Here is a 13,262-nt window from a genome sequence, read left to right on the forward strand (position 1 = left end):
TATGGCACATGATCGGTCGTCATTATGCAAGGCATTGAAACCCAAGTGCAAACCGGCCCGGCTTTGACCGGCTTTACGACGGCGTTCAAGGAGATCTGCATCTTCTTGAACCGGCCGTCCTCCGATACAGTGCTCTATTCCGACGTGCCTTTCGATGCCCGCTCGCCGAGCGTCGAGGATGTGTCGCGTATCGCCGAGCGCGTCGGGCTGGAGACAGAAATCGTTTCTCCGCGCGCGCTCGCCAACCGTGATTTTCTATTTCCGCTGCTGCTCGTTTTTCGCGACGGTCGTGCGGCGGCGCTGTTGGAAGAGGGTTTGGATGGGGTCCTAAGCCTGTCGAACGCCGTATCATCGGCCGACGGCACCATGCTCAGGTTCTCGGATTTGCGTCTCGACCGGGTCGCATATGCCGTATCGTTCTCCGCGACCTATTTGAACGCCGCGACCGGCCCGGGTGTCGGCGAAGCACGCAATATCGACCGCAAACACTGGTTGACGGCGACAATACGACCTTTCTGGCAAGCCTATGCACAGGTTGCGCTCGCCGCGTTCTTCATCAACGTGCTTGCGTTGGCGGCGCCGCTATTCACGATGAACGTCTATGATCGCATTCTGCCCAACAAAGCGATTGCGACCCTCTGGGTGCTGGCGCTGGGTATCAGCGCCGTCATCCTTTTTGATTTCCTGCTGAAGACGGTGCGGGCTGCGCTCATCGACTACGCTGGACGCAAGGCTGATTTGAAGCTTTCCTACATGCTGTTCGAGAAAATCCTGCACGCCACCCTCGCGTCCAGGCCGCACTCGACCGGCGAATACGCCAACCGCGCCATGCAGTACGAATTCGTACGCGAATTCTTTACCTCGAATACGCTGAGCACGGTCATAGACAGCTTCTTTGTTTTCGTTTTCATTGCTGCAGTCTATGCCGTCGCGGGTTGGATTGCGGTCGTGCCCGCGGTCGCATTTATCTTCAGTCTGCTGATCGGCTATGTCGCTCAGCACAAGATCGGTAGCCGCGTTGCCGCTGCCTCGAACGAATCCGCCCAGCGCCAATCCTTGCTGGTCGAAACCATCAGCGCGATCGAGACAGTGAAGACGCTGCATTCGGAAAAGCAGCTTCTTCGCCGATGGAACGAGTTGGCCAAGCACTCTTCGAACACATCCGAGGAGATCAAACAGATTTCTTCATGGGCCGCGCATGCGACGCAATTCGTCCAGCAGTTGGTCACCGTGTGTATCGTCGTCGCCGGCGCTTACGAATTCACGCTGGGCAATATCTCATCCGGCGCAATCATTGCCGCCAGCATGCTCGCTGGCCGTGCGGTTGCACCGCTCGGCCAGATCGCCATGACGCTGGCACGACTTCGCCAAGCGCTCCTGTCGCTTCGTATTCTCAACTCGATTATGGAACAGCCCGAGGATCGACCCAACACGATCGGCTTCGTCAACCGCGACATTCGCCAGGGCAGCGTAACCTTCGCCAAGGTCGACTTTGCCTATCCCGGGACGGATCACAAGGTTGTCAGCGACATGAGTGTGACCATAGCTGCGGGCGAGCGCGTCGGGATCATCGGCCGCATTGGCTCGGGCAAGACGACGATCGGTCGTCTGTTGGCGGGACTGTATCCTCCGAGTTTGGGTCGGATCTTGCTCGATGGTGTCGATATCCGGCAGTTGCACCCCTCCGTGGTGCGCTCGGCAGTATCCTTCGTCTCGCAGAATTCGGACCTGTTCTCGGGTACCATCAAGGAGAACCTCTTGATGGCGAACCCGACGGCGAGCGACGAGGCAATGGTGGCGGCGGCGAAGCTTGCCGGCGTCGACGATTTTGTCTCCTCTCACCCGCGCGGCTACGACATGCCGGTCGGCGAACGCGGCTCCCAGCTTTCCGGCGGACAGCGCCAGGCAGTGGCGATCGCGCGGATCCTGCTTCGCAAGCCGAAGATCGTCTTCCTCGATGAGCCGTCCGGCGCCATGGATCTGGCCAGCGAGCGAGAGCTGATCAACCGGCTTTCCAATGTTTTCGGCCGGGATGTCACGCTGTTTATCTCCACCCATCGTTACAGCATGCTCAACCTCGTCGATCGGCTTCTGATTCTCGACCGCGGTCGCATAGTTGCCGACGGCCCTAAGGCGCAAGTTATCGAGCAGTTGCAGAAGCGGACCGGCTCGATCAGCCCTGTGCCGGAGGCAACCGCATGACTTCCCTTTCATCGGAAGGGGCACGGGTCACGAGCGGCGGAGGGAACCGGCATGACTGAAAAGCCACCCTTTGCAGCACGCGCCGGCCTGCTCGTCATCGGTCTTCTCATCACCTCGTTTGTCGCCTGGGCCGCGTTCGCCGAAGTCGACGAGATCGCTCGCGGCGAGGGCAAGGTGATCCCGGTTTCGAAGACGCAGATCATCCAGTCGAGCGAGCCCGGGATCGTGCGCGAGATCGCCGTCCAGGTTGGCCAGGTCGTTCGCCGGGGAGATCTGATCCTCAGGCTCGACGATACTGCCAGCGGCTCCTCGCTCGGCGAGCTCGAAGCCAAGGCGCGGTCGTTGCGCGCGCAGATAGCGCGCCTGGAGCTTGAAGAGGAAGGAGCCTACGAGTCAAAGTATAAATGCCCAGACGACATCGCCAAGGCGGCACCAGGCATATGCGCCAACGAGGAGCAGTTGCTTTTGGCCAAGGCCGGTAATTTCAACAACAAGCTCTCGGTCATGCAGGCGCGTCATGGCCAGCGCCAAAAGGAACTCGCGGAAGCACAAGCCAATATTGCGCGACTGAACGAAAGCCTGCAGGTGACGGAGCGTGAACAGGAACTGCTGGCGCCGATGGTCAAGCGCAAGCTGGTCGCGCAAACAGAACTGTTGCGGGTCGAGAAGGAGTTGACCGACACCCGCGGCCAACTCGCCCTGTCAAAGGAATCGATCGGACGACTGGAGGCGGCGATCAGGGAAGCCGCACTGCAGGTGACCGAATTATCGCTGCAACTGCGGCAAGAGGCTCTGGCGGAAAAGACCGAGGCGCTATCGCAACTCTCGGTGATCGAGGAAACGATCCGCGGTGCCAGTAGCCGGGTTGCGAACACCGATATCCGGTCGCCGGTCGATGGCATCATCAATACGCTGGAGGTCAACACCGTGGGAGCCTACGTGACACCTGGCGCGGTGATTGGCGGCGTCGTGCCGACATCCGAAACATTGCTGGTGGAAGCGCGCCTTTCGCCGCGCGATGTCGCTTTCGTTCGTACCGGTCAGCCGGCTCTGATCAAAGTTTCGGCCTACGACTTTTCGATCTATGGCGGCCTCGGCGGCGAGGTCGAAACCGTCAGTGCGGACAGTTTGGTCGATCAAAATACCGGCGAGACCTACTATCTCGTGCGGGTCAAGACCGACAGGGCCGCGCTTGTGAAGGACGGAAGGGAATACGCGATCATGCCTGGGATGATCGCTTCGGTCGACATCATGACCGGCAAGAAGACCATCCTTACCTATCTGATGAAACCCATCAACAAGGCGCGCGAGGAAGCCTTCCGGGAGCGTTAAGCAGATGAATGTCACGCAACCGACATCTTCAGCAGACATGAGTGCGCTTAGGTTCCGCGTCGTGACCGTCGGCGGACAGCGGCGCGGGATAAAGCTCGAGGAAATCTACTGGTCGAGCCTTTCCGAACTCGCCGCCCGTAGAAGCTGCAAGCTCGCCGATATCATCTCCGAGTGTGAACAAGCCCTGGATGGGGAAGGCAATTTGACAGCGAGGTTGCGTTACGTCGCGACAAGCTATTTGCGCGAACAGCTTTCCGGCGCTCGGGAACGCAGCGGGCTAGCGGTTGTCGCGGGCCAGGTGCGCGCATGCCCATCGCCAGCCTTTGCATTGTCGGGTGACAAGCGGATCATTGCCTATAATCCTGCATTCCTCACCTTCGTTCAGTCACGCTTTCTAAGATTCCAGTCCTCTCCGCCCGCGCAAGGCCTTAGGCTTTCCTTTGATGTCCAGTTTGCCGAGTTGGTAGATCGGTTGAAAGCTTCTCCCGGCGAACCCCAGCCGGCAGGGTTCACGATCGGGATCAACGAGCACGTCACCCGCGGTCGCCTGAGTGCAGCGCTCGCGTCACTGTTCGATCAGGATGTGGTTATCGGTTTCATCTCGGCGTGAAAGCAGCGAACTACACCGGCCGCTATCGGAGCGCACCCTCGCCAGGCATGACGTCCAACGACGGCGAGGCGGCTGAAGCAAGCTTGTCAACGCCAGTCTTGATGCCATGGATCCATGCACGATCCGCGCTGACCGAAAACAGCGGCTGGTAGGTAGGCAGGGCGCGGTCGAGCTTCACCTCGTCGCTCAGGTTGTCGAGTATGAAATAGCCCTGGCTGGTCATTACCGAGAGTACAGCGTGGTACAGATTGCGGCGTACGTCGCGGAGCACGACGATCGACATGGCCTGTGGCGGAAGCCCGGCCTGTTTCAGCGCAGCCATCTTGAGGATCGCGTAATCCTCGCAGTCGCCCTTGCCACGGGCGAGAATCTCGTTCGGGGATGCCCAATAATCCTTTGAACCGTAGTTCTGTGCATCCGCTTCGTAGCGAACGAGCCGGTTCACCGCGCGATTGATGCGGTTCAGCTTCTGGTAAAAGCCAAGGTCAATGGCGTCCTCGATGGAAGTCCGAAGTATTCCAGCTGCCGCGCAGCTGCTCGCCGTTTCGCACCGCGCGAAATCGGATGATGCTATCAAGGGAAATACGGCTTTCCATTTCCGCGCTGCCGGTATCGACGACACACGGAAAGCCACCGACTGGAATACGGCCACGGGGTTGGGTTGCGAGGCTGCATTCAGGCGGGGGCTGGCCGGCGTGACCGCCACCTGTTGCGGTCGAGCCTTGAGTGTTACCGTCGTCTTGTTCCTGAAGGCGTCGGCGTTGCCCATTGCGGCCGCAATTGCCGGCACGTCGAAGCCGATCATGTGCTGCAGAGTGCCGAGGTAGGCCACGCTGGGCTGGCCGGCCCACGTCGCTGAAGGGGACAGGAGGCTTGCAGCCAAAGCTACAACTTTCCAAACTGTCCTGTAGCGCGCCCAGTTCTTCTTACCCATTGCCGCACCTCACGGTTGAATGGGGATACTCTACGAAGGAAAAGAAAAACTGGCGTAAAGCTATACGGATTATCTACCGTATCAAGCAGTAATACAATTTGTATAAAATTTTATTCAAAGTGTATATTATATTTGGTCTCCATTGCGGTTGAAGTTCGTGTAAGTCGCAATTCCTACCGTGTAAACGACGCGGAAGATGGAACAATATTACCTATTTTTATGTGAGACTCAGGGGCAGCCGAGTCGTGTTTTCAACGAATGCTGCGATGGTGGAAGCGCCTGACGCCGCCGATATGCATACCATGATATGTCCTTAGTTCGCTTGTGAAAGAATATTCTCGTAACTGCATAATAGGATATATCGTTTCGCAATTTAAGGATTGCCTCAAGAATTGATTTCGAAAATGGCATGTGTTTACTTGCGCTAAATGCTTGGGGGATACTACACATGGCAACCGAAGGTATGGTTCTTTCCGATGATGCGTATGCGCCGACGGCTGAAAACAGCGTGGCCGATGAAGGGGGCGCTGCCAGGGGAGACCGCATCGTCGCGCAAGTGCAAAGCGGCGAGCTGCCTGAGCCGCAGTTGCTGGATCCGGCGACCGGAGCGCCTGTCGCCAGCGGCCAGGCCGCGGCTCCCGCACAGCCAATGCCGGACGTCGTCAGAGCGGATGCCTCCAATATCGTCAGGCTTCCTGCGGGTGTCTCCCTTGAGCAGATTAAGGTCTTCGGCAGCGACATCGTTCTGGAGCAGCCCGATGGTTCAACGATCAGAATTCTGAACGCGGCGCTGAACATTCCAACCTTTGTTATTGGCGATGCCGAGATCCCGAAAGAAACGCTCGTCGCGGTACTCGAAGGTAACGGCATCAACGTTGCGGCTGGCCCCGATGGAGGCATCAGCGTGGCTTCCAGCCAGAGCGGAGGCGGCAATTTTTCCGATGCTAGCGGCGGCATCGGCGATGCCGGGACGGTTATAGGACTGCTCGACCCAACCGCGCTTCAGTTTGGCGCGCCGGCGGGTGAGGAACAGTTGGCCGCCTTGCTCGATCCCAACGATGCACCGGTGATCACCGCGACGGCAAGCGGCGCCGTGACCGAGGACCTCGCGGTTATCGGCGGCAATCTGACGACGAGCGGCACGGTCACGGTCTCCGACGCTGACGCCAACGAGACGCTGACGGTAACAGCGACGCCGGCCGGGCAGCCGGTGTGGAACGGCGGTACGCTGACGCAGGCGCAGATCGACACGCTGACGGCGGGGTTCACCGCGACGACCGGCGGCTGGAACTATCAGGTGCCGAACGCGCTGGTGCAGTTCCTCGACGCGGGCGAAACGATCACGCTCAGCTATCAGCTGGCGGTCACCGATGGCGACGGCGCCACCGACACCCAGACGGTGACGATCACCATCAACGGCACCAATGACGCGCCCGTGCTCACCGCGACGGCAAGCGGCGCGGTGACCGAAGACCTCGCGGTTGTCGGCGGCAATCTGACGGCGGGCGGCACGATCACGCTTTCAGACGTCGACGCCAACGAGACGCTGACGGTGACGGGCACGCCGGCGGGGCAGCCGGTATGGAACGGCGGCGCGCTGACGCAGGCACAGGTCGACACGCTGACGGCGGGGTTCACCGCGACTGCAGGCGGTTGGAACTATCAGGTGCCGAACGTTTTGGTGCAGTTCCTCGGCGCAGGCGAGACGATCACGCTCAGCTATCAGGTGACGGTCACCGACGATGATGGCGCCACCGACACCCAGACGGTGACGATCACAATCACCGGCACCAACGACGCGCCGGTGATCGGCGCAACGTCGGTAATCGCCGGGGCGGTGAGCGAGAGCGGCCTTGCCGCCGACGACGTCACGCCGGTGACCGGGCCGCTGACGGCGTCGTGGCAAGCGCATATGCCGAGCCGGAGCTCATCGGCGGCGACATCCTCGCCGGGGCGCCGAATGTCGGCAAGCCGACCGAGGAGCGTCGCCTGCTCAGAGTTCTGAGGCAAGTCGTGGGTTCCTGAATCGCCCGTCGGTGGAGCATGCTGCTCTCCGCAGCGGAATCGCCGCAAGGTCCGCAACGGGACCAAATCCCGCCAGGTAAGCCGTTTGGCAGCCCATGACCGCGGAGGGTCGATCCTACTCCTTGCTCAGGGTCGCAAAGGGGAGGTGGCGGAATGACGACAGGCGCCTTGGTGGTGCTGCGGCGCTGCATGACTGCGACGATTGATCTTCGACCGGTCCATAAGAGTCTCCTGTTCTTCGGTTATCGACTTCAAAACTGCCAGTTGGCACGGACCCAGGCGTAGCCGCCATCGGTCTTGAGCATCCGGCCGAGGCCTGGAAACGGAAAATGGAAACCAAGCACCGGAATGCGATCGGCAGCCGCCCTGTCGAAGATGCGGCGGCGAGAGGCGAGTGCCGTCTCCTTGTCGCGATCGGGTCCGGGACGCCAGGGATTGTCGACGTTGACGATGGGGTGGTAGGCAAGGTCTGCTGTCAGCAACAACTGGTCATTTCCGGAATGGACGAGGAATGTCGCCATGCCTGGCGTGTGGCCGGATGCAACGATCGTCGTGAGGCCCGGCACGATCTCGGCGCCGGCTTCGTACAGCTCGACATCGTTCATGAAAGGTTCAAGGCTGCTTTTGATTGCAGCGGCGAACCGCACGCGAAAGTCCTCCGAAACGGGCATGTAGGAAAGATCGGGATCGGTGCGGACGAAGAATTCCCAATCCGCCTTCGGCACGAAAACGGTGGCGCGGGGGAAAGCCTTGCCTCCATCTGCTGTTCGCAGGTTGCCGACATGGTCGGGATGGGTGTGCGAGATCACCACCGCATCGATGTCTGCGGGACCGAGCCCGATCGCCGCCAGATTGGCGAAGATCCGGCCGGCATTCGGACCCATCGTACCGCCCGCGCCGGCTTCGATGAGAATCCGCCGGCCTCCGGTTTCGATCAGAAGGGTATTCAAGTTGAGCGTCATGTGATCGCTTGGCAGGAATGCACGCCGCAGCACCTCCTGAAGCTCCGCTTCGGGCGCGTCGCTTGCATAAACCCTGGTCGGGCCCCCGGTCACACCATCGCTCAAGACCGTCGCACTGATATCGCCGACACGGAAACGGTAGTAGCCGGCGTTTCCGCTCACAGGTGTCGCCTGGGCATTTGCGACACCGCCACCGCCTGCAACGAACATGCTCGATGCGCCGACAACAGCGGACAGCATGACAGCGCGTCTTTTTAGAATGAACGCATTCATTGGTATTCCTTTCATGATGATTGGCCGCCAGCTCGCCACACCCAGACGCGAGCTTATGAAAGCAACCGGTGACAGCACGGCGGTCAGAGCACGACAGTGACTACAGATCGAGCATGACACGGCGTCATCGCGCTGATAAGGCAGGTAAATAAGATCAGCTTGATTAGGTTAGCTTCGCAATGAACCCAATTCGTCTGGATAGCTTTGATGTGTTCGCCGCGATCGTACGCTGTGGTGGCTTTCGCGCTGCGGCGCTCGAGCGTGGCGTCTCGTCATCGGCCTTGAGCCAAACGATCAATGCACTGGAAGAGGCGCTCGGGATTCGACTCCTCAATCGAACGACAAGGAGCGTATCGCCGACGGAGGCGGGGCAGCGCCTCCTAGATCGTCTTGCTCCGGCCTTGAGCGATATCCAGCTTGCGATAGCCGAGGTCGACGAGCTGAGGGACAGCCCGTCGGGAACGTTGCGGATCAATGCGCCGGCTCCCGCCGTCGATCACCTCCTGTGTCCCCTCGCGTTCGACTTCATGGAAAGCTTCCCGGCGGTAAAAATCGAAATCACGAGTGACGCCGCGGTGATCGACATCGTGGAACACGGTTTCGACGCCGGTGTCCGGTTCGGCAAGCAGTTGGCGAAAGACATGATCGCAATTCCATTGGGTTTGCCGCTCCGATATGCGATCGTGGCTTCACCGGACTATATCGGACGACATGGGCGACCGGTGACGCCTCATGATCTGATCCACCACGACTGCATACGGCGCAGATTCCCGGGGGGCACGCTCGTGTCGTGGACGTTCCACAACGGAAACGATGAGATGGACATAACCCCGGAGGGGCGTCTTACACTCAGTTCAGCGTATAACGAGCTTCAAGCGGCGTTGGCGGGCAGGGGTATGGCGCACGTTTTTGAAGAATATGCCAAGCCCCACATCGAGGCGGGGAGGTTGATCGAGGTTCTTCCGGATTGGAGCCCGACATTGCCCAGCTGGTTTCTCTATTATCCCAATCGTCGCCTTCCAAGCGCCGCCATGCGAGCGTTCCTCTATTATGTGAGGACCTATAATTGGCACGCCAACGATCGGCAAAGCTTGCCGATGTAGAAGTAGTTCCTTGATCCGCTCGGGGAGGTGCGTGCGTATATCGGCCGAAGATCAAAAGGTGATAGGCGCTCGAATTCAAAGCGCAGCCGCCTGTGCGAGATCGATGCGGAAGCGATCACGTCGACGCTGGTATCGGCGGGTCATTTCGGCACTGGCATGGCCAGGCTGTTTCTGCACACAACGTTCATCGACTTCCGCCGATGAGGCAAGCCCAGCCGCAACGAATGGCGGGAAAACTTTAGCCCTCGCACGATCTTGGGAAGGTCACCGCGGATGCCGTGGCCAGCGGAGTCTTCTTGACGAGGCGCCACCTCCTGGTCGTTGAGAATACTGGTTAGAACAATCGTTTAGAGTCCTGCATCCTACGGTCACGACAAAATGCGCGAAACCCTCGCTAAATAGAACATAGTTTCTATAGATTATATTCGTTGCTGCTAGTCTATTCAAACCTAATGACCGAGGAGAGCGGAATGACCAACAAAGGACGCCAGTTGAAGCTCGGGGCCTTCCTTTATCCAACAGGCCACCACATTGCCGCGTGGCGGCATCCCCAGGCGCAGGCCGATGCCGGCTCCAACTTTGATCATTACATCGCCCTCGCACAGATTGCCGAGGCGGCCAAATTCGATCTCATCTTCATGGCCGACGGTGTCGGAACACGAGGGGCCGACACAGAGGCGCTCAGCCGCACGGCTTTACGCTACGTCGCCCAGTTCGAACCAATCACGCTGCTTTCCGCTCTTGCGGCCGTGACGAAGCGTATTGGCTTCGTCGCCACGGCCTCCACTTCCTACAACGAACCCTATCACATTGCCCGCAAGTTAGCCTCCCTCGACCATATCAGTGGCGGGCGGGCGGGCTGGAATCTCGTGACCTCCTCGAGTGAGCATGAGGCGCATAATTTCGGTCGCGATGAGCATTACGCCCACGCCGAGCGCTATGAACGGGCGGAAGAATTTGCCGACGTCGTTCGCGGTCTCTGGGACACTTGGGAAGAAGACGCGTTCCCGCGCGATAAGAAAAGTGGGATCTATTTCGATCCGGACAAGCAGCACATCCTCAATCACAAAGGCAAGCACTTCAAGGTGCGTGGTCCCCTGAACGTCGCGCGCGCTCCTCAGGGACATCCGGTGCTGGTGCAGGCTGGCTCTTCAGAGCCCGGCAAGGAACTGGCCGCGCGTACGGCAGAGCTTGTCTTCACCGCCCATCAGACGGTCGAAGACGCTCGTTCCTTCTACGCCGACGTCAAGGGGCGCCTGGCGAAATACGGAAGGGACAAGAACGATCTCAAGATCATGCCGGGCATCTTCCCCGTCGTTGGGCGAACGGAGGAAGAAGCGCAGGCGAAGTTCCAGGAGATCCAGGACCTGATCCATCCCGTTGTCGGCCTGTCGATGCTCGCCGGAATGGCCGGCGGAATCGATCTTTCACAATTTCCGCTCGACGGGCCGGTTCCGGAACTCCCGGAGACGAACAGCAGCAAGAGCCGGCAAAGGTTGCTCCTCGACCTTGCGCGCCGTGAAAACCTGACAATCCGGCAGCTCTACCTGCGCATTGCCGGCGCGCGCGGCCACTACCAGATCGTCGGAACGCCGGCGCAGATTGCCGACGTGATGGAGGAATGGTTCACCACCGGCGCCGCCGACGGCTTCAACGTCATGCCGCCGCATCTGCCGGTCGGGCTCCACGATTTCGTCGAGCACGTTTTGCCCGAGCTCCGCCGGCGCGGGCTTTTCCGCACGGAGTACGAGGGCGGGACGCTTCGCGAGAATCTCGGCCTGCGCGTGCCCCGGCACCCGGCCGAGCCTCGCGTCGCGGCAGAGTGATCCCGCAGCCGAGGAGAAACCCGATGAGCAATTCCGACCATCTTCGAATTCGCGAGGTGACGCGCGAGTTCAACGTCAACGGCGAGAAACTGACGGCACTGGACAGCGTCAGCCTCAATATTGCCGAGGGCGAATTCGTGACGATCGTCGGCGCGAGCGGCTGCGGAAAGTCGACGCTCTTGCGCCTTGCCGCCGGGCTCGACACCGCCCATGCCGGCCGCATCGCGCATGACGGGAACCTCGTCACGGGCCCCAGTCTTGACCGCGGCATGGTGTTTCAGGAGCCGAGGCTATTTCCCTGGTTGACAGTGGAGCGGAACGTCGCTCTCGGGCTCGAAAATTCCGGGCTTGCAAAGCGCGAGAAGAAACGGCTGGTCGAGGAACATCTGGAACTCGTCGGGCTCTCCGGCTTCGCGAAGGCCTATCCGCATCAACTTTCCGGAGGCATGGCGCAACGCGCCGGGATCGCCCGCGGCCTCGTAAACCGCCCGAACGTACTGTTTCTCGACGAACCCTTCGGCGCACTGGATGCGATCACCAAGACCCGGATGCAGGACGAATTGCAGGAGATCTGGGCGCGCGAACGCATCACCATGGTCCTCGTCACCCACGACGTCGAGGAGGCCGTCTATCTCGGCGACCGCGTCGTCATCATGTCGCCGCGGCCGGGCCGGATCCGCGACATCGTGCCGGTGAACCTTCGCAGGCCGCGCGAACGCATTTCCGCTGGGCTCGCCAAGATCCGGACGCGTGTTCTTGAAAGCCTCAATTCGATCGACAGCAGACCGACCGCTACCGATGAGCGGCCCGTAAAGGATGAAAGCGGCCGCAGGGCCGCGCCTCTTCGCCCGGCCGTGGTGCTCGCAAACTGATTCCGTCAGAAATGGAGAAGACGATGAAACTGATTTCTCTGGTCCGATTTGCTGCAGGCGCGGCGCTGGCGCTCGGACTTCTTGCAAGCGCCTCACATGCCGAAGAGCCGCTCGTCATTCACGTCGGCTACGCTGCAATCGGCGTCGACAACCGACCCTTCGCGGAGGGCACGTCGGCGGCAACCGCGCGCGCCGGCGAATATCTGGAGAAGGAATTCGCCAAGGATCCGAACATCAAGATCGAATGGACCTTCTTCAAGGGCGCTGGCCCGGCGGTGAACGAGGCCTTTGCCAACGACCAGCTCGATTTTGCCTACCAGGGTGACCTGCCGTCGCTGATCGGCCGCGCAACCGGGTTGAAGACCAAGTACCTGCTCGCCAGCGGAACTCGCAAGCCGCTCTATCTCGCCGTCGCCAAAAACTCCGGCATCCGGAAGATCGAGGATCTGAAGGGCCGCAAGGTTGCGTTTCAACGGGGAACCAACGGACATCTCTCTGCCATCAAGGTCCTGGAGGCGCATGGGCTCAAGGAGAGGGACGTCCAGGTCATTAATCTTGACAGCGCCGGCACCGTGGCGGCATTGACCAGCAAGGATATCGATGCTGCCTTCGGCGACACCCAGCTCATCAACCTCGCCGCCAAAGGTTCGGCCGATGTCATCTACACGACCAAGGGTAACGACCCGCGCTTTGGCCGTAATGCCGGCATCATCGGCCGCGAGGCCTTCATTGAGGCGCATCCGGAAATCACGCAGCGTATCGTCGATGCCTTCGTCAAGGCTGCTCAATGGTCGTCGGACGAGCCGAACCGAGCGGCGCTTTTCGAGCTCTGGCACAAGTCGGGCACGCCGATTCCGATCATCGAAGAGTATTTCAGCAACGACACGCTTGCCTACCGGAACTCGCCGCTCATCGATGGCCTGCTTGTATCCCAGTACACGGAGCAGGCGGCAAAGGGCAAGGAATACGGACTCATTCGCCGCGATGTCGATCTCGAAGGGTGGTTCGAGCCCAAGTATCTCAACGATGCGCTTGAACGGCTGAACCTGAAGTCCTTCTGGCAGCCCTATGGCGCGGACGGCAAGCCGCTCGCGTCCTAAGTTGCGACGGCAGGACGAGGCAA

9 protein-coding genes and 3 pseudogenes are annotated in these 13,262 nt (G+C 60.2%); 9 read left to right on the top strand and 3 right to left on the bottom strand.

The annotated features are described in order from the left end of the window. Positions 1-24: 24 nt before the first annotated feature. The 3 genes from ILFOPFJJ_RS30690 to ILFOPFJJ_RS30700 are packed head-to-tail and all read left to right on the top strand — an operon-like array spanning position 25 to position 4,144. Positions 25-2,202, top strand: a complete 2,178-nt coding sequence (locus tag ILFOPFJJ_RS30690; RefSeq protein ID WP_173514265.1) for a type I secretion system permease/ATPase — start codon at positions 25-27, stop codon at positions 2,200-2,202. 51 nt (positions 2,203-2,253) lie between these two features. Further along, complete coding sequence (locus tag ILFOPFJJ_RS30695) at positions 2,254-3,534, top strand: HlyD family type I secretion periplasmic adaptor subunit (RefSeq protein WP_173514266.1); 1,281 nt, start codon at positions 2,254-2,256, stop codon at positions 3,532-3,534. A gap of 4 nt (positions 3,535-3,538) precedes the next feature. Next, the gene (locus ILFOPFJJ_RS30700) at positions 3,539-4,144 is read left to right on the top strand and encodes a ribbon-helix-helix domain-containing protein (protein WP_173514267.1); all 606 of its coding nucleotides are present in this window, start codon (positions 3,539-3,541) and stop codon (positions 4,142-4,144) included. Between the two features lie 22 nt (positions 4,145-4,166). Here the strand turns inward: ILFOPFJJ_RS30700 and ILFOPFJJ_RS30705 are convergent, their stop codons facing one another. Then, entirely contained in the window at positions 4,167-5,078 is a 912-nt protein-coding gene (locus tag ILFOPFJJ_RS30705; protein ID WP_246299926.1) for a transglutaminase-like cysteine peptidase, read from the bottom strand. Between the two features lie 649 nt (positions 5,079-5,727). Here ILFOPFJJ_RS30705 and ILFOPFJJ_RS30710 point away from each other — a divergent pair. Further along, positions 5,728-6,858, top strand: a pseudogene (locus tag ILFOPFJJ_RS30710) (VCBS domain-containing protein); the annotation flags it as partial. A 116-nt stretch (positions 6,859-6,974) separates the two neighbouring features. Next, positions 6,975-7,103, top strand: a pseudogene (locus tag ILFOPFJJ_RS35545) (response regulator); the annotation flags it as partial. Between the two features lie 251 nt (positions 7,104-7,354). On the opposite strand, the gene ILFOPFJJ_RS30715 reads toward ILFOPFJJ_RS35545, so the two are convergent. Beyond that, positions 7,355-8,338 (bottom strand): MBL fold metallo-hydrolase, encoded by a 984-nt coding sequence (locus tag ILFOPFJJ_RS30715; RefSeq protein WP_173514269.1) that lies wholly within the window; start codon positions 8,336-8,338, stop codon positions 7,355-7,357. A gap of 179 nt (positions 8,339-8,517) precedes the next feature. Here ILFOPFJJ_RS30715 and ILFOPFJJ_RS30720 point away from each other — a divergent pair, with 179 nt between their 5' ends. Beyond that, complete coding sequence (locus tag ILFOPFJJ_RS30720) at positions 8,518-9,441, top strand: LysR family transcriptional regulator (protein WP_173514270.1); 924 nt, start codon at positions 8,518-8,520, stop codon at positions 9,439-9,441. 75 nt (positions 9,442-9,516) lie between these two features. Here ILFOPFJJ_RS30720 and ILFOPFJJ_RS35550 read toward each other — a convergent pair. After that, positions 9,517-9,767 (bottom strand): annotated as a pseudogene (locus tag ILFOPFJJ_RS35550) (integrase); the annotation flags it as partial. Positions 9,768-9,911: 144 nt separating this feature from the next. Here ILFOPFJJ_RS35550 and ILFOPFJJ_RS30725 point away from each other — a divergent pair. The 3 genes from ILFOPFJJ_RS30725 to ILFOPFJJ_RS30735 are packed head-to-tail and all read left to right on the top strand — an operon-like array spanning position 9,912 to position 13,239. Next, entirely contained in the window at positions 9,912-11,267 is a 1,356-nt protein-coding gene (locus ILFOPFJJ_RS30725) for an LLM class flavin-dependent oxidoreductase (RefSeq protein ID WP_173514271.1), read from the top strand. A 23-nt stretch (positions 11,268-11,290) separates the two neighbouring features. Beyond that, positions 11,291-12,139, top strand: coding sequence for an ABC transporter ATP-binding protein (locus ILFOPFJJ_RS30730; RefSeq protein ID WP_173514272.1), 849 nt, complete (start codon positions 11,291-11,293; stop codon positions 12,137-12,139). A gap of 23 nt (positions 12,140-12,162) precedes the next feature. Continuing rightward, on the top strand, positions 12,163-13,239 hold the full coding sequence (locus ILFOPFJJ_RS30735) for an ABC transporter substrate-binding protein (protein ID WP_173514273.1): 1,077 nt from the start codon (positions 12,163-12,165) through the stop codon (positions 13,237-13,239). Positions 13,240-13,262: the final 23 nt, after the last annotated feature.

The sequence above is a fragment of the Sinorhizobium psoraleae genome, assembly GCF_013283645.1.
Taxonomy (GTDB): domain Bacteria; phylum Pseudomonadota; class Alphaproteobacteria; order Rhizobiales; family Rhizobiaceae; genus Sinorhizobium; species Sinorhizobium psoraleae.

Excerpts from the sequence above, each read along its gene's own strand:
- ILFOPFJJ_RS30695 (WP_173514266.1), top strand. The coding sequence starts at position 2,254 with ATGACTGAAAAGCCACCCTTTGCAGCACGCGCCGGCCTGCTCGTCATC.
- ILFOPFJJ_RS30730 (WP_173514272.1), top strand. The coding sequence starts at position 11,291 with ATGAGCAATTCCGACCATCTTCGAATTCGCGAGGTGACGCGCGAGTTC.
- ILFOPFJJ_RS30725 (WP_173514271.1), top strand. The coding sequence starts at position 9,912 with ATGACCAACAAAGGACGCCAGTTGAAGCTCGGGGCCTTCCTTTATCCA.
- ILFOPFJJ_RS30715 (WP_173514269.1), bottom strand. The coding sequence starts at position 8,338 with ATGAATGCGTTCATTCTAAAAAGACGCGCTGTCATGCTGTCCGCTGTT.
- ILFOPFJJ_RS30735 (WP_173514273.1), top strand. The coding sequence starts at position 12,163 with ATGAAACTGATTTCTCTGGTCCGATTTGCTGCAGGCGCGGCGCTGGCG.
- ILFOPFJJ_RS30705 (WP_246299926.1), bottom strand. The coding sequence starts at position 5,078 with ATGGGTAAGAAGAACTGGGCGCGCTACAGGACAGTTTGGAAAGTTGTA.
- ILFOPFJJ_RS30700 (WP_173514267.1), top strand. The coding sequence starts at position 3,539 with ATGAATGTCACGCAACCGACATCTTCAGCAGACATGAGTGCGCTTAGG.
- ILFOPFJJ_RS30720 (WP_173514270.1), top strand. The coding sequence starts at position 8,518 with ATGAACCCAATTCGTCTGGATAGCTTTGATGTGTTCGCCGCGATCGTA.
- ILFOPFJJ_RS30690 (WP_173514265.1), top strand. The coding sequence starts at position 25 with ATGCAAGGCATTGAAACCCAAGTGCAAACCGGCCCGGCTTTGACCGGC.